Origin of the sequence: Cupriavidus sp. U2 (assembly GCF_009663685.2) — a bacterium.
Classification (GTDB): Bacteria; Pseudomonadota; Gammaproteobacteria; order Burkholderiales; family Burkholderiaceae; genus Cupriavidus; species Cupriavidus necator_C.
Map to the genome: position 1 here is coordinate 177,741 of NZ_RCOG02000022.1, position 17,678 is coordinate 195,418.

14 protein-coding genes and 1 tRNA gene are annotated in these 17,678 nt (G+C 67.0%); 7 read left to right on the forward strand and 8 right to left on the reverse strand.

The window, feature by feature from the left end; all coding sequences use genetic code 11:
• Positions 1–43: 43 nt before the first annotated feature.
• Positions 44–562: a peptide-methionine (R)-S-oxide reductase MsrB gene (gene msrB, locus D9X30_RS17360; RefSeq protein WP_153948424.1), complete on the reverse strand. Its 519-nt coding sequence runs from the start codon at positions 560–562 to the stop codon at positions 44–46.
• 179 nt (positions 563–741) lie between these two features.
• Here msrB and D9X30_RS17365 point away from each other — a divergent pair, with 179 nt between their 5' ends.
• Positions 742–1,485, forward strand: a complete 744-nt coding sequence (locus tag D9X30_RS17365) for a response regulator transcription factor (RefSeq protein ID WP_153948425.1) — start codon at positions 742–744, stop codon at positions 1,483–1,485.
• Positions 1,482–2,933, forward strand: a complete 1,452-nt coding sequence (locus D9X30_RS17370) for a sensor histidine kinase (RefSeq protein WP_249640992.1) — start codon at positions 1,482–1,484, stop codon at positions 2,931–2,933. The genes D9X30_RS17365 and D9X30_RS17370 overlap by 4 nt, the downstream gene beginning before the upstream one ends.
• 52 nt (positions 2,934–2,985) lie before the next feature.
• Here the strand turns inward: D9X30_RS17370 and D9X30_RS17375 are convergent, their stop codons facing one another.
• Complete coding sequence (locus D9X30_RS17375) at positions 2,986–3,897, reverse strand: LysR substrate-binding domain-containing protein (RefSeq protein ID WP_153948426.1); 912 nt, start codon at positions 3,895–3,897, stop codon at positions 2,986–2,988.
• A gap of 121 nt (positions 3,898–4,018) precedes the next feature.
• Between D9X30_RS17375 and eno the strand changes: the two genes are divergently transcribed.
• Complete coding sequence (gene eno, locus D9X30_RS17380; protein WP_153948427.1) at positions 4,019–5,296, forward strand: phosphopyruvate hydratase; 1,278 nt, start codon at positions 4,019–4,021, stop codon at positions 5,294–5,296.
• A gap of 38 nt (positions 5,297–5,334) precedes the next feature.
• On the opposite strand, the gene D9X30_RS17385 is transcribed toward eno, so the two are convergent.
• Positions 5,335–5,595 carry a hypothetical protein gene (locus D9X30_RS17385; RefSeq protein WP_153948428.1) on the reverse strand — a complete coding sequence of 87 codons (261 nt, stop codon included), beginning with the start codon at positions 5,593–5,595 and terminating at the stop codon, positions 5,335–5,337.
• A gap of 379 nt (positions 5,596–5,974) precedes the next feature.
• Between D9X30_RS17385 and D9X30_RS17390 the strand changes: the two genes are divergently transcribed.
• Together D9X30_RS17390 and D9X30_RS17395 are read left to right on the forward strand one after the other, a co-directional pair.
• The gene (locus D9X30_RS17390) at positions 5,975–6,292 is read left to right on the forward strand and encodes a hypothetical protein (protein WP_228770956.1); all 318 of its coding nucleotides are present in this window, start codon (positions 5,975–5,977) and stop codon (positions 6,290–6,292) included.
• A 423-nt stretch (positions 6,293–6,715) separates the two neighbouring features.
• Entirely contained in the window at positions 6,716–7,105 is a 390-nt protein-coding gene (locus D9X30_RS17395; protein WP_153948430.1) for a hypothetical protein, read from the forward strand.
• 122 nt (positions 7,106–7,227) lie between these two features.
• Here the strand turns inward: D9X30_RS17395 and D9X30_RS17400 are convergent, their stop codons facing one another.
• From D9X30_RS17400 to D9X30_RS17420, 5 genes are all read right to left on the reverse strand, one after another.
• Entirely contained in the window at positions 7,228–12,117 is a 4,890-nt protein-coding gene (locus D9X30_RS17400; protein WP_153948431.1) for an NAD-glutamate dehydrogenase, read from the reverse strand.
• A gap of 150 nt (positions 12,118–12,267) precedes the next feature.
• Positions 12,268–12,789, reverse strand: coding sequence for a MarR family transcriptional regulator (locus tag D9X30_RS17405; protein WP_153948432.1), 522 nt, complete (start codon positions 12,787–12,789; stop codon positions 12,268–12,270).
• Between the two features lie 382 nt (positions 12,790–13,171).
• Complete coding sequence (locus tag D9X30_RS17410; RefSeq protein ID WP_153948466.1) at positions 13,172–13,546, reverse strand: hypothetical protein; 375 nt, start codon at positions 13,544–13,546, stop codon at positions 13,172–13,174.
• A gap of 177 nt (positions 13,547–13,723) precedes the next feature.
• Positions 13,724–14,701, reverse strand: coding sequence for a tripartite tricarboxylate transporter substrate binding protein BugE (locus D9X30_RS17415; protein ID WP_153948433.1), 978 nt, complete (start codon positions 14,699–14,701; stop codon positions 13,724–13,726).
• 315 nt (positions 14,702–15,016) lie between these two features.
• Positions 15,017–15,092, reverse strand: a tRNA-Lys gene (locus D9X30_RS17420).
• A 125-nt stretch (positions 15,093–15,217) separates the two neighbouring features.
• On the opposite strand from D9X30_RS17420, the gene D9X30_RS17425 reads away from it, so the two are divergent.
• The gene (locus tag D9X30_RS17425) at positions 15,218–16,117 is read left to right on the forward strand and encodes a LysR family transcriptional regulator (RefSeq protein WP_153948434.1); all 900 of its coding nucleotides are present in this window, start codon (positions 15,218–15,220) and stop codon (positions 16,115–16,117) included.
• Positions 16,118–16,235: 118 nt separating this feature from the next.
• Positions 16,236–17,618: an 8-oxoguanine deaminase gene (locus D9X30_RS17430; protein ID WP_153948435.1), complete on the forward strand. Its 1,383-nt coding sequence runs from the start codon at positions 16,236–16,238 to the stop codon at positions 17,616–17,618.
• Positions 17,619–17,678 lie beyond the last annotated feature (60 nt).

Sequence of the window (17,678 nt, forward strand, 5' to 3'; positions counted from 1 at the left end):
GTGGTGCTCGTGGTCAGTGGCCAGGGGTGTCGGCCGGTCAAGGTCAGGCGGCCGCTGGCCGGAAGGTCATCGCCACGCCGTTCATGCAGTAGCGCAGGCCGGTGGGCTTGGGGCCGTCATCGAAGACATGGCCCAGGTGACCGCCGCAGCGGCGGCAATGCACGGCGGTGCGAATCATCCCGAACGTCACGTCCTGGGTGGTGCCCACCGCATTGGCCAGCGGGGCCCAGAAGCTGGGCCAGCCAGTACCGCTGTCGAACTTGGTATGCGACGCGAACAGGTCGAGCTGGCAGCCCGCGCAGGCAAACACGCCCTTGCGGTGCTCGTCGTTGAGCGGGCTGCTGAACGGCCGTTCCGTGCCTTCCTGCCGCAGCACGTTGTACTGGGCGGCGGTCAGCTTCTTGCGCCATTCGGCATCGCTCATGGTCACTTCGAACGTGTCGGGGGCTTGCGGGCCAGTGCCGGCGCTGGCCGGGCCAGCCAGCAGGCGCCAGCCGCCCAGGGCGGCCACCGCGGCGGTCAGGGTGCCGCCGGACAGCAGAAAGCGTCGGGTGATGCGCATGGTGGACTCCGTGCTCGGGAAGGGGTGATCGGATGGTAGGCAACGGGGCGTATCGGAGTCCTCGCCGAACCTTAAACAATTCGTGATAACTGCCTCGGGCGGATTTCTGCACAATAGCGACACATTCCCGATTTCCCGATTTCCCGATCTTTCCCGCGCCCCTGCCCACCCGGTACAACATGGAACACCCGAAACGAATCCTGCTGGTCGAAGACGATGCCGGCATTGCCAACGTGCTGGCCATGCATCTGCGCGACGAACGCTACGAGGTCGTCCACAGTGCGGACGGGGCCGAAGGCCTGCGCCTGCTGGAGCAGGGCGGCTGGGACGCGCTGGTGCTGGACCTGATGCTGCCCGGCGTGGACGGGTTGGAAATCTGCCGGCGGGCGCGTGCGATGACGCGCTACACGCCGATCATCATCACCAGCGCGCGGTCCAGCGAGGTGCACCGCATCCTGGGCCTGGAACTGGGCGCCGACGACTACCTGGCCAAGCCGTTCTCGGTGCTGGAACTGGTGGCACGTGTCAAGGCGCTGCTGCGGCGCGTGGAGGCGATGGCCCGCGATGTGCGTGCCGATGCCGGCAGCCTGGAACTGGCGGGCCTGGCCATCGACCCGCTGGCGCGCCAGGCCTCGGTGGACGGCCGGCGGCTCGATCTCACGCCGCGCGAGTTCGACCTGCTGTACTTCTTCGCGCGCCATCCCGACAAGGTGTTCTCGCGCATGGACCTGCTCAACGCGGTCTGGGGCTACCAGCACGAAGGCTACGAACACACCGTGAACACGCATATCAACCGGCTGCGCACCAAGATCGAGGCGGACCCGGCGCGGCCGATGCGCATCCTGACGGTCTGGCGCCGGGGTTACCGTTTTGTGGCCGACCCGGCAGCCGCGCCATTGGGGGAAGAAGGGGAGCCATCGTGAAGCTGTCGCTGACCCAGCGCCTGTCCGCCGTGTTCGCGGCGCTGCTGCTGGCGTGCTGCGGGGCGTCGGCCTGGCTGCAGGTGCGCGCCAACGCGATGCACGAGAAAGAGGTGATCCAGAGCCTGTCGCGCGGCCTGGCCGCCTACATCGCGCGCAATGCCTTGCTGGAGGACCAGAGTGCCATCGCGCCGCAGGCGCTACGCCAGCTGTTCGGTCAGCTCATGGTGGTGAACCCGAGCGTCGAGGTGTATCTGCTGGACGACCAGGGCCATATCCGCGGCCACGATGCGCCCAGCGGCCACCTGATCCGCGATCGGGTAGATCTGGCGCCGGTAAAGAAGCTGATCGACGGCGGCGCGCTGCCGATCCTGGGCGACGACCCGCGCAGCGCGTCCGGGCGCAAGGTGTTCAGCGCCGCGCCGTTGCGACAGGGCGGCTATATCTATGTGGTGCTGATGGGCGAGACGCACGACCGGCTGGCCGCGCGGGCGTCGCAGGATTCGGTGATGCGGACCACACTGTGGTCGATGGCGCTGGTGGCCTCGCTGGGCCTGATCGCCGGCCTGGTGGCGTTTGCGCTGATCACGCGGCCGCTGCGCCGGCTGACCAACGAGATCCGGCAGTTCGATTCCGGCGATGCCTACACCGCCGGCGACCCGCAGGCGACGCCGGCGGAGCCCGTGCCGCGCGACGAGATGGCGGCGCTGGAATCGGCGTTTCGCCAGATGTCGGACCGCATCGACAGCCAGTGGCGAGCGCTCAAGCAGCAGGATCAGGAGCGGCGCGAGATGGTGGCCAATATCTCGCACGACCTGCGCACGCCGCTGACGTCATTGCACGGCTACCTGGAAACCTTATCGGTCAAGGCCGACAGCCTGAGCGCGGACGAACGCCAGCGCTATCTGGCGATTGCGCTGGCGCAGAGCGCCAAGGTCGGCGGACTGGCCCAGGCGCTGTTCGAGCTGGCGCGGCTGGAGCATGGCATGGTGCAGGCCGTGCCCGAGGATTTTTCGATGGTTGACCTGACGCAGGATGTGCTCGAAAAATTTGCCTTGCCCGCCGAGGCCAAGCACTTGCAACTGCGCGCCGGGGTGCCCCCCGCGCTGCCGGCCGTGTCGGCCGACCTGGGCATGATCGAACGGGTGCTGACCAACCTGCTGGACAACGCGATCCGGCACACGCCGGCCGGCGGTACGGTGGAGATCGACCTGGCCAGCCAGGACGGCAGAGTGGCGGTTACCGTCAGCGATACGGGGCCGGGCATTCCGCCGGCGCTGCGCGAGTCGATCTTCCAGCGGCCGTTTCCATCGGGCGGCGCACATCGGGGCGGCGGCCTGGGCTTGCTGATCGTGCAGCGCATGCTGCAGTTGAATGGCAGCCAGGTGAAGCTGGTGGACCGGCAGGGCGGTACGACACTGACGTTTGCGCTGCGGGCGGCGGCGCGCTAGCGGTCATGGCTGGCAGGGGATGTCCGGCAGCCCTTGGCAGGCCTTTCCTTCGTCATGAAAGGGGCATGCTGTGCCCGCCATCCGGCCCCTCCACGATCTGGCCGCCCAGGCGTTCCCTCAGCCAGCCGACGAATGCCGCGATATCGGCGTGAATGCCGTCGCGGATCTGACGTTCGGCTGGCACTGCCATCAGCCCGCCGTCGAACGCCGTGAAGCCATACGGCGCCACCAGCGCGCCCGAATCCAGTTCGCCGCGAATCAGCCGCTGCTCCACCAGCGCCACGCCCAGCCCCGCCAACGCCGCCTGGATGCACAGATGGGTGTGCGGGAACGTCAGCCCGCCATGGGGCGCGATACGCTTGCCCGTCTTTGCTTCCCATTGATCCCATGCGCTCGACGTGAAATCGTGGGTAATCCGCACGCCCGTGGCGATCTGCCTGGCGTGGGCCGGCGTGCAGACCGGGCCGAACAGGACTGGCGCCAGCGGCATCGCGCGCTGCCGGTCGGCGGCCGGGTACGACGATAGATCCCACGCGATCACGACATCGGCGCCTTCGGTGCGCATCTCGCGCGCGGAAGTTATCGACAGCCGGATCCGGATATCGGGCCGGACGCGATAAAAATCCGCCAGTTCCGGCACCAGCCAGCGCATCGCGAACGTCGCGCTGCAGGCCACATGCAGTGTAGGACCGCGCGACTGGTCCAGAACGCGGTCGTAGCCTTGCTCCAGCTGGTCGAACACCGCGCGCACCACATCGTAGAACGCACGGCCATGGTCGTTGAGCCGTACGCCGGTGCCGTCACGGTCGAACAGTTCGACGCCCGCATGCTCCTGCAACAGCCGCAACTGCCGGCTGACCGCGCCATGGGTGCGGCACAGTTCCTCGGCGGCGCGCGTGACGGAACCCGTGCGGGCCGTGGCCTCGAACGCGCGCAGCGTGGACATCGGGGGCAGGGTACGCATGGTCGTTATGTGAGAAAAACTGACGAATTGAAGAAAATAACGCGATATTCGCCGGGCAGGAAGGTGTCTACGATCCATCCATCGATATTTTCTTCACGAAGTTCTCACTGGAGGAGTTGGCATGGCGCGCATCGTGGCGGTGGCGGGACTGGAGGTTCTGGACAGCCGGGGCAACCCGACCGTCGAAGTGGAAGTGATGCTGGACGATGGCGCAAGCGGTCGCGCCATCGTGCCGTCGGGGGCGTCCACCGGCGCGCGTGAGGCGCTGGAACTTCGCGATGGCGATCCGCGCCGTTTTCTGGGGCGGGGCGTGTCGCGGGCCGTGCGGGCGGTCGACACCACCCTGCGCGATGCCCTGTGGGGATGCGACGCCCTGGATCAGGCGCAGGTCGACACGATCATGATCGACGTCGATGGCACGCCCGACAAAAGCCGGCTCGGCGCCAACGCCATGCTCGGCGTGTCACTGGCCGTGGCGCGGGCGGCGGCCGATTCGAGGCGCCAGCCGCTGTTCGCCAGCCTTGGCGGCGATCGCGCCACGCTGTTGCCGCTGCCGTTGATCAACGTGATCAATGGCGGCGCGCATGCCGATAACGCGCTCGATTTTCAGGAATTCATGATTGCCCCGGTGGGCGCGGCCACGTTTGCCGATGCGGTGCGCGGCAGTGCCGAGGTATTCCATACGCTGCGCGGCCTGCTCAAGGCCGAGGGCCACAACACGAACGTGGGCGACGAGGGCGGCTTCGCGCCTGCGCTGCGCACCGCCGAATCGGCACTGGACTTCCTGGTCGAAGCGATTGGGCGCGCTGGATACCGCGCGGGGCAGGACATCGCGCTGGCCCTGGACCCCGCCGCGAGCGAGCTGTACGCGGACGGGCAGTACTGCTATCCAGGCGAAGGCCTCACGCGTTCGCGCGTCGAGCAGGTGGACTATCTAGTCGGACTGGCAGCGCGCTACCCGATCGTGTCGATCGAAGACGGCATGGCCGAGGACGATGCGGAAGGCTGGCAGATGCTGACGCAGCGGCTGGGCCAGCGTTGCCAACTGGTGGGCGACGATGTGTTCTGCACCCATCCCACGCTGCTGCGCGAAGGCGTGGATCGGCATATCGCCAACGCCATTCTGGTCAAGCCCAACCAGATCGGCACCCTCAGCGAAATGCTGGAGACGGTACGCGTGGCCCATGGCCACGGCTATGCCGCGGTGATGTCGCATCGCTCGGGCGAGACCGAGGATGTCACGATTGCCGAACTGGCCGTGGCCACGCGCTGCGGGCAGATCAAGACCGGGTCGTTGTCACGTGCGGATCGTACGGCCAAGTACAACCAGTTGCTGCGCATCGAGCGCATGCTGGGTAGCCGGGCGAGCTATGCGGGCGGCGGGGCCTTGCGGCGCTGATGCCCGGGGATGCCTGGAGACGCCCGCAGCCAGGCCACCTAAAGCAGTGCGAAGCGGGCGGCCTGCGGCCCCACCACCGCCGGCCGGCTGACCGCGTACCGATGATGGTCGCCGCCGGCCTCGAACGACAGGTAGTCGGGCGTCCAGCGCAGGCCGCGCAGGAAACGGGTTTCGAGGCCATCGACAACAATGGCGCCACCCTGCACGGTGACGCTGTCACAAGGCAGGCGCAGCAACTCGGCGTCGTCGCCGAAGTAATGGGCTTCCAGCAGGATCGAAGCGGCTTGGTAGGCGGGCATGGTCGTCGGTGTGGCGGATCGGATACTGTATATACATACAGTAGTATAGCGGCCTTGCCGTGCGGCTGCACGTGCCTGATTCTCAATTTTCGCGCCCGATCCCCGATTCAGAAAAGTCTTGCTTCGGCGACACCACATCGCGCCGGGCGCACATCCATGGCCGCAATCGCTGCCCCATCGCCAGATTGGTATAACCTGAAGTGCAGGAACCTCCGATCTTCCGGCGTCTCTCGACATCGGAGAAACGTCTCGAAGCGGGAGGCTGCGGATGTTGGAAAGGGAAAGCAGGACGTGCTGGTTTGCTGCGGGATTGCTGACGGGGGCCATCACGGCGGGCATATGTGCATGGCTGGGCGTTCAACGCGCGCGACCCGCCAGGTTGCCAGGCGGAACGCCGGGCGGGGCCGATGCCGGTGATGCCGAAGCGCCGGCCGTTGCCGCTGCCGGGCCGGTACCTTCGGTGGCCGCCTCGCACCAGATCGACGGTGGGTCCGACATGTTCGAGTACCGTGGGTTTGTCGTGCATCTGTTCTGGCAGGCCCTGGCGCCGGAGCGTTATCGCGCGTGGTGCGATATCTGGGAAGCCGGGGCCGTGGTGCAGGAAGCAGGCGGTCCGCCGGCCACGTTCCTGACTGCGGCCGAAGCGCGGCTGGCTGCTGGGGCATGGGCACGCCACTGGGTGCAGAACAATGGCTAGGGCAGTCACGCCATCCCGCCGACGTGGGGCGTGAATCATGCGGATGCGCGGTGTGACGCGCGATGGCTGCGTGATACGATGACTCGCTTCATTTGGAGTTCATGATGTTTGTCTGCCAGAACCAGCCTTGCGGCGCGCAGTGGTCGCCCGACGAGGTGGAGATCCGGAACGAAGGGCAGGGCCCGCTGTTTCGCTGCCCGCTATGTGGCGCGCGCAATCACCTGGAGGCCCGTCGAGGGCCGGACGGCGCGCCAGGATACCGCCAGGTTCCTCGCGCTCCCGCCGCCGCGGCGCCGGAGCGTCCGTCCAGGCCGGCGCCTCACCGTGGAAAGCGGCACTGATTGCGCCGCGCAAGCGGGGGGCCTTCCATCGCGATAGCGATGCCTCCTCAAGGCGGCGCGGTCTCGTACCGTTAAGACACCCATGGACATTAGCGATATCTCTCACGATGCCGCCTCCAATGCCGAAATCATTGGATGGTCGGGCGCATCCCCACAGGTCATTGCCAGAGTGCTGAACACCGCGCTGGCCGCGCAGGATCTCTCGGGCTTTGCCGCGCTGCTGTCTGACATCGCACGAGACCGCGGCCTCAAGGGGGCGCGCGGCACGCATCAGTCGATCTACGACATGCCGTATGCGAGCCTGCTGCCGCGTCAGAAGCATATGCTGGCCGATGCGTTCGACCTGTTCCTGCGCCTGGGGCTGGAATTCCGCGCGCGCGGCGACGGGGCGGACGATGATCTGACCGATGATGGCGACGACGCGCCGCCGCTGCGCGACATGGACGACGACGACGTGATCGACGACGACTGAAGCCGCAGCACCGGACCCTTCACTTCATACGACGGTCCATACGACTGTTTGACCACCCCATCTTCCGGCCCGCCAGGTGCGGGCCGTTGCCATTTGCGCTGCGGTCAACGCGTGCACCCGCGTCAGGCACGTTCCAGCAGGCCGATCTCCCTGACCGCCACCGACAGCATCGACAGCGCCGCCGCGCCCGACACGCCCGACGCGCGCTGGTCGGTCAGCATCTGGGCGTAGCGGTCCAGCGCCACCTGGCGGCTGGCGCGCCAGCCATGGATCATTGCCGCCGCATCGTCGCTGTCCCGGGCCTGCGCCAGCACGCTGGTGGTCAGGGCGCGCTTGAGCCGGCCCAGGTCTTCCAGCGTGGTCGTGCGCGCGAGCAGGTCCCAGTGCGTATCGGCCGGCAGCGACAGCGCGCGTTCGCGCAGCCAGCCGAAGTTGAGTTCGGTGTCGAGTGCAAAGTAGACCGCCGCCACCGCGCCCAGGCTGCGTTGGCACGCCCCGGCCACTTCGGCAATGTCGAGCGCGGCGGCAGCGTTGTCGCTGGCCGCCACGCGCAGGGCCAGGTCGTCGTCGACACCCGCCTCGGTCAGCGACAGGGCCGCATCGGCCATGGCCTGCGACGTCTCGGGCGGCAGCAGCACGGCCAGTTGCGGCGTCAGCCACTGCGCGGCCTCCACGAAACGGGTCGCCCCCGGCTCCACGGTGCCACCGCCCCGCAGGTAGCGCACAAACCAAAGCGTCGCGCGTTCCAGCAGCCGGCCCAGCGCGCCGAACATGCGCGCCTGGATGGCATCGTCCACGCGGTTGTCCAGTGCGTCGATGCGTTGCCACAGCCCGGTCAGCCCGAATACGTCGCGTGCCAGCATGCAGGCGCGCACGATGTCGGCGGGCCGGGCGTCGGTTTCTTCCATCAGCCGATGGACGAAGGTGGCGCCGATGCGGTTCACCAGCATGTTGGTCAGGTGCGTGGCCAGGATCTCGCGCCGCAACGGGTGCCGCTGCATGGCCGCCGCATGCTGCTGCTGCAGCGGCTTGGGGAAGTAGTCGATCAGCAGGCCCGCCACCAGTGGGTCTTCGGGCAGGTCGGACACCAGCAGTTCGTCGTAGAGCCACATCTTGCTGTAGGCCAGCAGCACCGCGCGCTCGGGCGATGTCAGGCCCTGGCCCAGCGACTTGCGTTCGGCGATGTCGGTGTCGGACGGCAGGAATTCCAGCGGACGGTTGAGGCGGCCTGCGCGCTCCAGCCAGCGGATCAGCCGGCCCTCGGCATCGACCAGCGTCGGCGCCTCGCGACCCGCCACCGACAGCGCCTGGGTCTGGTAGTAGTTGTCCTCCAGCACCAGCCGGCCCACCTCGTCGGTCATCTCGGCCAGCAGCTTGTTGCGCTGCTTCCCGGTCATCTCGCCATCGGCCACCACCAGGCCGAGCAGGATCTTGATGTTGACCTCGTGGTCGGAGCAATCGACGCCGGCCGAGTTGTCGATGGCATCGGTATTGATGCGGCCGCCATTGCGCGCGAACTCGATGCGGCCCAGTTGCGTGAAGCCCAGGTTGCCGCCTTCGCCCACCACCTTGCAGCGCAGCTCGTTGCCATTCACGCGGATCGCGTCGTTGGACCGGTCGCCGGCCTGCAGGTGCGTCTCGGTGCTGGCCTTGACGTAGGTGCCGATGCCGCCGTTGTAGAGCAGGTCCACCGGCGCGGTCAGGATGGCGTGCATCAGTTCGTTTGGCGACAGCGCCGACGCCTGGATGCCCAGCGCGGCCTGCACCTGCGGCGACAGCGCAATCGTCTTGGCTGTGCGCGGGAACACGCCGCCGCCGGCCGATATCAGCGCCGTGTCGTAGTCGGCCCAGCTGGAGCGGGGCAGGTCGAACAGGCGCTGGCGCTCGGCCAGGGCCTTCGCGCAATCGGGGTCCGGGTCCAGGAAGATATGCCGATGGTCGAACGCGGCCAGCAGCTTGATATGGGGCGACAGCAGCATGCCATTGCCGAACACGTCGCCGGACATATCGCCCACGCCCACCACGGTGAACGGCGTGCTCTGGATATCGACGCCCATTTCGCGGAAGTGCCGCTTGACGCTTTCCCACGCGCCGCGTGCCGTGATGCCCATCTTCTTGTGGTCATAGCCCACCGAGCCGCCCGACGCGAAGGCGTCGTCGAGCCAGAAGCCGTATTCGGCCGAAATGGCGTTGGCATAGTCCGAGAACGTGGCCGTGCCCTTGTCGGCCGCCACCACCAGGTAGGGGTCGTTCTCGTCGTGGCGCACCACGTCGGGCGGGGGCACCAGCTGGCCCGATACCAGGTTGTCGGTCAGGTCCAGCAGGCCGCGCAGGAAGGTCTGGTAGCAGGCCACGCCTTCGGCCAGGAAGGCATCGCGATCTGTGGCCGGCGGCGGGCGCTTGACCACGAAGCCGCCCTTGGAGCCCACGGGCACGATCACGGTGTTCTTGACCATCTGGGCCTTCATCAGGCCCAGCACCTCGGTACGGAAGTCCTCGCGGCGGTCTGACCAGCGCAGGCCGCCGCGTGCCACACGCCCGCCGCGCAGGTGCACGCCTTCGACGCGCGGCGAGTAGACCCAGATCTCGAACATCGGGCGCGGCTCGGGCAGGCCCTGCACCAGCGCCGGATTGAACTTGAACGACACGTACGGGCGCGGCTGCCCGTCCGTGCCGCGATGGAAATAGTTGGTGCGCACCGTGGCGTCGATCAGGTTCAGGAACAGCCGCAGGATGCGGTCCTCGTCCAGGTTGGGCACCTGGTCGAGCGCGGCATCGATTTCGGCCAGCCACTTGCGGGTGCGCGGGTCGTCGGTCTTTTCGGCATGATCGGGGGCGGGTGCGGCCGCCGTGGCCGGGTCGAAGCGCGCCAGGAACAGCGACACCAGCATCGACGCGATGTTGGGATTGGCCGTCAGCGCGCGTTCGATATACGCATTGCTGAACGTGGAGCCCACCTGGCGCAGGTACTTGGTGTAGGCGCGCAGGATGGTCACGTCGCGCGCGGCCAGGCCCGCGCGCAGCACCAGCCGGTTGAAGTCGTCGTTCTCGATCTCGCCATTCCAGGCGCGCGCGAAGGCATCCTCGAACAGCGGCTTGATCTTCTCGATATCGATGTCCAGCGGCTTGCCGTCGGGGTCGGCCACGATTTCCAGTCCGAAGTCGTGAATCCACACCGGCTCGCAGCCGTCGGGCTCGATCAGGTAGGGCCGCTCTTCGTCCACGCGCACGCCCAGGTGTTCCAGCATCGGCAGGCTCAGCGACAGCGCGATGGGTTCGCCGGCGCGGTACACCTTGAAGCGGAACACGCCCGATGGGGCCTCGATCGGCCGGTACAGGTTCATCGCCAGCTTGCTGGGATGCTGGCGCGCGTGTTCCATCAGCTCGATATCGCGCACGGCGGTGCGGGCGGCGTAGTCCTCGCGAAAGCCGGCCGGGAACGAGTCGCCGTAGCGGCGCAGCAGCCGGTTGCCCTGTTCCTCGCCGCGGCTGTCGTGCAGCGCCTGGGCCAGATCGTCCTGCCAGCGGCGCGTGGCCTGCACGATCTTTTCTTCGAGCTCGCGCGTGTCCACCTCGGGCATCGTGCCCGGTTGGCCGCGTACCGTCAGCTGGATGCGCGCCAGCGGCGATTCCGACAGCTGCGGCGTGAACTCGCAACTGGTGCCGTTGAACGACTGCACCAGCAGCTTCTGGATGCGCTGGCGCAGGTCGGTGTTGTACTTGTCGCGCGGCACGAAGACCAGGCACGAGATAAAGCGGTCGAAGCGGTCGCGCCGCACGAACAGCCGCGTGCGCTGGTGTTCCTGCAGGCGCAGGATGCCCAGCGTGATGTCGAACAGCTCGTCCTCGTCGGCCTGGAACAGTTCGTCGCGCGGATACTGCTCCAGGATCGTCACCAGCGACTTGTACAGGTGGCCCTTGGTCAGGAAGCCGGCCCGCTGCAGGATATTGGCGCACTTGCGGCGCACCAGCGGAATCTCGCTGGTACTGACCATGTAGGCCGTGGACGTGTACAGGCCCACGTAGCGGCGCTCGCCGAACAGGTTGCCCTTGGCGTCGAGCAGCTTCACGCCCACGTAGTCGAGATAACCGGGCCGATGCACGGTGGATCGCGAGTTGGCCTTGGTGATGAAGATCGGCGATGCGCCTTCGATGATGGCGCGTGCGGCGGGCGGCAGGGGGGTGACATCGTCCGTGCCCGGGTCGCGCAGCGCCTCGCGCAGGATGCCCGCGCCCGAGCCCGCCACACCGCGCAGGAAGTACTGGCCGTCGCGCGACACCAGTTCATAGTCGCGCTGGCCCAGGAACGTGAAATGGTCGTCGAGCATCCATTCCAGGAACGCCCGCGCTTCGGCCGACTCCGGCGTGCCCGCATCGGCCGCGTGGGCCATGCCGGCCACGGTTTCCTCGGCGATCTGGCGCATGCGCGGCCAGTCTTCCACAGCCGCGCGCACATCGCCAAGCGCGGCGCCGATGCCCACGCGCAGCGCGTCGATCCGGGTGGCCTCGCCGGTCCGGTCCACTTCGAAATGGATGAACGATTCGAGCCGGCAGCGATCGGTGCTGGCTTCGGTGCCGCCCAGGCCGATGCTCTCGATCGCGCCGCGTGCGTCGCGGCAGACGCGGAATACCGGGTGGATGGCCGAATGCAGGGTCAGGCCGTGACGGTTGATCTCCATCGTCACCGAGTCCACCAGGAACGGCATGTCGTCGTTCACGATCTCGATGATCGTATGGTCGGAATGCCAGCCGTGCTCTTCCAGGTTGGGGTTGTACACGCGCAGCCGCGCGGCCCCCGGGACGAATTTCTGGGCCGTCTGCCAGTGCGCCATCACGGCGCCGTACAGATCCGCCACGTCGCGCGCCAGCAGGTCTTCGGCATCGGCCAGGTCGTAGTAATGCCGGAACAATGGCTCGACGATGGCAAACGTGGCGGCGGGCAGGCGTTCACGCGCGAATGCAACCAGATCATCGAGCAGTTGCGCAACCTTTTCTTCGTTCTCGGGGGGCATGGCCTCTCCTCGCTGTTCTCGGTGGTGTGCCGGTGCATGCTCACACTGTAGGAAAGATTTACGAGGCCGGGGCGACAAAACGACGACGCCCCGCAGGGCGGGGCGTCAGGGTTGCGACCGGTGGGCGCAGGGCCGAAGCCCCGGCGCGGGTCAGGCGGCCAGCGCGTGTTGTGCGGCGCGGCTGGCGTGCTCGGCGACCACCAGCGATAACTCGGCGGTGTTGCGGGCGGTCTGGCGGCTGTGGCGTTCGGCGTGATGGTCCAGCGTGGCGGTCATGCGATGCAGCAGACTGGTCAACGCGGTGCGTTCCGCCGGCGCCAGATGCGAGATCGAGACGGAATGCAGCGCACGCACGGCCAGCGCCGCGCGCTCCAGGCGCGAACAGGCTTCGAATGCGATCTGCGGCGTGCCGTCGCCCGGAAACTCCAGCCAGCCATCGGCATGGAGTTCGCGCAACAGCCGCTCGGTCTGGGGCACGTCAAGGAAGATCGCGCCCTGGCAAGGTTGGCCGCGGGTAAATTCGCCGGCACGGATGGCGCGCAGCAGCAGCCATTTCGGATAGGACAGCCCGGAGACGCTCAGCGTCTGTTCCAGGGCGCTTTGCCACGCGGTGACGGCGTCGACAAGCGAGAGCACGACAGGCTCGTGAACTTCGAGTGCTTTTGGCTGCATTTGCTCAGGTCTCCCATAACAGGGTTTTATTGCCGCCTGGACACTTCTTGGGCCGGTGCTTGGCCGGCCCGGACGGCTGGCGCCTGCCTCTCGTTCGGGCCGGTCGCTCTTCATTGAAAATCGGTAGGGAGGAACACTATCAGCAATGTTGGGACATTTGCGTGACAGCTCGGGTATGTCCTAGTCAGTCTTTTGGCTGAGGCCTGGCTGAGGCGGCTTCGTTGTCGCTTGACGCTGCAGGGCAGACCGGGCGTCTGACGTCTGATGTGCAGGCAGGGACGTGCGATCCTATGCAAATGAAAAAGCCCCTGCGAGTGGCAGGGGCCTTGTGGCGGTGACAGCGGGGTGCGCCCGCCCAGCCGCCGACCATCTTGCTGAGGTTTTACGGCTTCTTGGCGCCGTCGGTGTACGGATCGGCCTTGCCGGACTTTGCGCCATCCAGGTACGGATCGGGCTTGCCGCTCTTCGCACCGTCCAGGTACGGGTCCGGCTTGCCGGACTTGGCGCCGTCGGTGTACGGGTCGGCCTTCTTGTTCGGGGCCAGGTCGGCGCGCGTCGATTTCTTGGCGCCATCGGTGTACGGATCGAACTTGCCGGACTTGGCCGGATTCTGGTTCGGATTCGCCTTGTTCTTGGTGTGGCTGCCGCTGTAGAGATCGCCGCCATCCGTGTAGTTCTTCTGGGCGTGGGCCAGCTGCACGGCGCCCAGGGCGGTCAGGGCGGCAACGATCAGCGTCGGTACGGTCTTCTTCAGCATCATTATCCTCTCGAGTGAGGGCCGGTCGGTGCGGCCGGCCAAAAACAGAAATTTGTAGAAAATGCCTGTATCGATAATCACACTGTACCGCTATTTGTGACGGCCTGCCGCCAGAGACGTAGTAACAACGCTCGGGCGACGGGCACGTCACGTGGCTGTCAAGCCTTCATCCCGCTGTCATTCGAGCGTGATGTTCTGGTCGGTCGCAATCTTCTTGCGCAGTTCCAGTTCGCGCTTGATCTGCGCGGCATATTGCTGCTGCGTATTGCCGTCGGGATAGGCGCCGGCGTCGTGCAGGCGCTTCTTCACGTTCGGGTCCTGCAGTGCCTTGACCGCGGCATCGTGCACCTTGGTCAGGATCGCGGCCGGCGTGCCTGCCGGTGCCACCAGGCCGTACCAGGCCATGTTGTTCATGTCCTTCATGCCTTCCTCGGCGAAGGTCGGCACGTTGGGCAGACCTTCCACGCGCTTGGGCGCGGCCACGGCCAGCGCACGCAGCTTGTCGCTCTGGATGAACGGCATCGACGACGGCAGGTTGTCGAACTGCGCATTCACCTGGCCGGCCAGCGTGTCATTCAGTGCCGGACCCGATCCGCGATAGGGGATGTGGACCATGTCGGTCTTGGTGATGTACTTGAACAGTTCGCCGTCCAGATGCGAGATGCTGCCCTTGCCGGCCGACGCATAGCTGTACTTGCCCGGGTTCGACTTGAGCAGGGCGACGAATTCCTTGAGGTTCTTCGCCGGCACCTTCGGGTTCACCGTCAGCACGTTCGGCACGTTGACGAGGTTCGTGATCGGTGCGAAATCCTTGATCGGATCGTAGGGGTTCTTGGCGTTCGTGGCCGGGTTGGTGGCCATCGTGCTGACGGTGGCAATGCCCAGCGTGTAGCCGTCCGGTGCGGACTTGGCCAGCGCGTCGGCACCAATCGCGCCGCCGCCGCCGCCACGGTTCTCCACCACCACCGGCTGACCCAGTTCGCGGCCCAGCGCGTCGGACACGGCGCGGCCAACGATATCGGTGGTGCCGCCTGCCGCGAACGGCACGATCAGGCGAATCGGCTTGGTCGGATACGACTGCGCCTGTGCGGCGGTTGCGACCAGACCCAATGCGGCGAGGGCGCCCGCAGCGCCCACTTTCAGAACAGCTTTCAAGAGATGCCTCCCAACATATTGCTTGTATTGCCCGGCTACGGACTCGGGTTCCGCAATACGGAACTGCGTTCCGTGATATGCGGCGAAGAGCATTCAACCGCGAAAGGCGAGGCGTGGGATATAGGGGGGAACCCGTGGAGATCAGACCACCGGGGGCTGGTACGGGAGCGGACGTGCGCGGTTCTGGCCGGGAAGCGGCGGGCCGGCAAAGTATGGGCCGGCAAAGTATGGGCCGGCAAAGTATGGGCCGGCAAAGTACGGGCCAGGAATGCAAAAAGCCCGAAGCGGACAGCTTCGGGCTTTTCTGGAATTCGCTGGTGGGGCGTGAGTGACTCGAACACTCGACCTACGGATTAAGAGTCCGCTGCTCTACCAACTGAGCTAACGCCCCAACGAAGAAAAAGATTGTAGCAAGGGGTTTTGTATCGCGCAAGCCCCTTTCAAGAGTTTTTTGAAGAAATTGCTGCGCCTTACAATGCGCAGATTCCTGAGCCGACCCTTATCCGTCCTTCGCCCATGCATGCACGCGTTCTCCGCTATCTCGACGAGGTTGTTCGCCGTGGTTCGATCCGGCGCGCAGCGGAAAGCCTGCACGTGGCACCCACGGCGATCAATCGCCAGATCCTTGAACTCGAAGCCGAGCTTGGCGCGCCGCTGTTCGACCGCATCCACAAGCGGTTGCATCTGACGCCGCTGGGTGAGGCCGTGCTGGCGCATGTCCGGCAGACGCTGCGCGAACACGAGGCGCTGCAGGCGCGCGTGGCGGAGATCAAGGGGGCGCGGCGCGGCATGGTGACTGTTGCCACCACATCGGGGCTCGCCGGGGCGCTGATGCCGTCGCTGGTGCATGACTTCCGACAGCATCAGCCGGGCATCGTCGTGCGCGTGGCCGACCTGCCGGTCAGCGGCATCGTCACGGCGGTGGAGCAAGGCGATGCCGACCTGGGGCTTGGTTACGACCTGCCGGAAGTGGCGGCGTTTCGCGTGGTGGCCAGTCGCGACTGGTCGATCGGCGCCGTGGTGGCGCCCGGCCATCCGCTGGCAGCCCAGACTTCGGCCACGCTGGCCGAATGCGCCGGGTACCCGCTGATTCTGCCGGCGCCGTCGCTGTCCATCCGCGCGCTCGTCGACGATGCCTTTGCCCGCCAGTCGGTCGAGTTGACGCCGGTGGTGGAATCCACCTCGGTGGTGCTGATCCAGCGCCTGGTGGCGACGGGCGCCGGGGTGGCGCTGCTGAATCCGCTCGATGTGATGGAGGAGCGGGCGCGCGGCGCGGTGGTGTTCGTGCCGCTGCGCGATAGCGGCCTGCAGCGCCAGACGCTGCGGCTCGTGGTGCGTGGCCGCAGTCCGCTGTCGCCCGCCGCGGGCTTGATGGCCGCCGCCATGGGCGAGACGCTGGCCGGCCTGTTCCGATAATCCGTCAGGTAGCCGTCTGTCCACAAATTGTGGACACCCCGCGCGAAATTCTGTGCTTGGGGTGGCGTGCCGGCGATGCGTAGACTCCGGGCATCGCCAATCCGGATACACGACTGCCATGACCCTGATCCTCCAGCACGCCGACGTACTGGTCACCATGGACGCCCAGCGTCGCGAGATCGCTGACGGCGCCCTGGTGGCCAACGGCCCCGCCATCGAATGGGTGGGCGCCACCGCGGATCTGCCCGAGACCTATCGCCGCATGATCGACGACGGCAGTGCCGAAGTGGTGAACATGCGCGGCCATGTGGTGATGCCCGGCCTGGTCAACACGCACCATCACATGTACCAGAGCCTGACGCGCGCCGTGCCGGCGGCGCAGGACGCCGAGCTGTTTGGCTGGCTGACTAACCTGTACATGATCTGGTCGCACCTGACGCCCGAGATGATCCGCGTGTCGACGCAGACGGCGATGGCCGAGCTGATGCTGTCCGGTTGCACGACCACGAGCGACCACCTGTACCTGTATCCGAACGGCGCGAAGCTCGACGATTCGATCGACGCGGCGCGGCAGATCGGCATGCGCTTTCACGCGGCGCGCGGCTCGATGAGCGTGGGCCGCAGCCAGGGCGGCCTGCCGCCCGACGTGGTGGTCGAGCGCGAGGCCGACATCCTGCGCGACAGCCAGCGGCTGGTGGAGCAGTACCACGATGCCTCGCGCCACGCCATGCTGCGCGTGGTGCTGGCGCCGTGCTCGCCGTTCTCGGTATCGCGCGACCTGATGCGCGAATCGGCCACGATGGCGCGCCACTATGGCGTGTCGCTGCACACGCACCTGGCCGAGAACGACAACGACATCGCCTACTCGCGCGAGACGTTCGGCATGACGCCGGCGCAATACGCCGAGGACCTGGGCTGGGTGGGGCGCGATGTCTGGCACGCGCACTGCGTGAAGCTCGATGACGAGGGCGTGGCGCTGTTTGCGCGCACCGGCACGGGCGTGGCGCATTGCCCGTGCTCGAACATGCGGCTGGCGTCGGGCATCGCGCCCATTCGGCGCATGCGCGATGCGGGCGTGCCGGTGGGGCTGGGGGTCGATGGCAGCGCGTCGAACGACGGCGCGCACATGCTGGGCGAGGCGCGCCAGGCCATGCTGCTGCAGCGCGTAGGGTTCGGTCCCGCCGCCATGAGTGCCCGCGAGGCGCTGGAGATTGCCACGCTCGGCGGTGCCCGGGTGCTGAATCGCGACGATATCGGCGCGCTGGTGCCGGGCATGTCGGCCGACATCGTGTCGTTCGACATGTCCGCCGTGGGCTTTGCCGGCGGTGGCCACGACCCGGTGGCGGCACTGGTGTTCTGCACGCCGGCCAATGTGTCGACCAGCATCATCAACGGCCGTGTGGTGGTGCGCGACGGCCAGTTGCGCACGGTGGACCTGCCGGACGTGCTGGCCGACCATCGCCGGCTTGCGCGCGCCCTGTTCGAGAGTGCCAGGGTCTGATAGGGCAGGGTGGGGCGCTTTGATGAGCGGACCGCATGAGCGGTCCGGCTTTACGTGGCG

Excerpts from the sequence above, each read along its gene's own strand:
- D9X30_RS17425 (WP_153948434.1), top strand. The coding sequence starts at position 15,218 with ATGCATGCACGCGTTCTCCGCTATCTCGACGAGGTTGTTCGCCGTGGT.
- eno (WP_153948427.1), top strand. The coding sequence starts at position 4,019 with ATGGCGCGCATCGTGGCGGTGGCGGGACTGGAGGTTCTGGACAGCCGG.
- D9X30_RS17400 (WP_153948431.1), bottom strand. The coding sequence starts at position 12,117 with ATGCCCCCCGAGAACGAAGAAAAGGTTGCGCAACTGCTCGATGATCTG.
- D9X30_RS17430 (WP_153948435.1), top strand. The coding sequence starts at position 16,236 with ATGACCCTGATCCTCCAGCACGCCGACGTACTGGTCACCATGGACGCC.
- D9X30_RS17395 (WP_153948430.1), top strand. The coding sequence starts at position 6,716 with ATGGACATTAGCGATATCTCTCACGATGCCGCCTCCAATGCCGAAATC.
- D9X30_RS17410 (WP_153948466.1), bottom strand. The coding sequence starts at position 13,546 with ATGCTGAAGAAGACCGTACCGACGCTGATCGTTGCCGCCCTGACCGCC.
- D9X30_RS17385 (WP_153948428.1), bottom strand. The coding sequence starts at position 5,595 with ATGCCCGCCTACCAAGCCGCTTCGATCCTGCTGGAAGCCCATTACTTC.
- msrB (WP_153948424.1), bottom strand. The coding sequence starts at position 562 with ATGCGCATCACCCGACGCTTTCTGCTGTCCGGCGGCACCCTGACCGCC.
- D9X30_RS17375 (WP_153948426.1), bottom strand. The coding sequence starts at position 3,897 with ATGCGTACCCTGCCCCCGATGTCCACGCTGCGCGCGTTCGAGGCCACG.
- D9X30_RS17405 (WP_153948432.1), bottom strand. The coding sequence starts at position 12,789 with ATGCAGCCAAAAGCACTCGAAGTTCACGAGCCTGTCGTGCTCTCGCTT.
- D9X30_RS17365 (WP_153948425.1), top strand. The coding sequence starts at position 742 with ATGGAACACCCGAAACGAATCCTGCTGGTCGAAGACGATGCCGGCATT.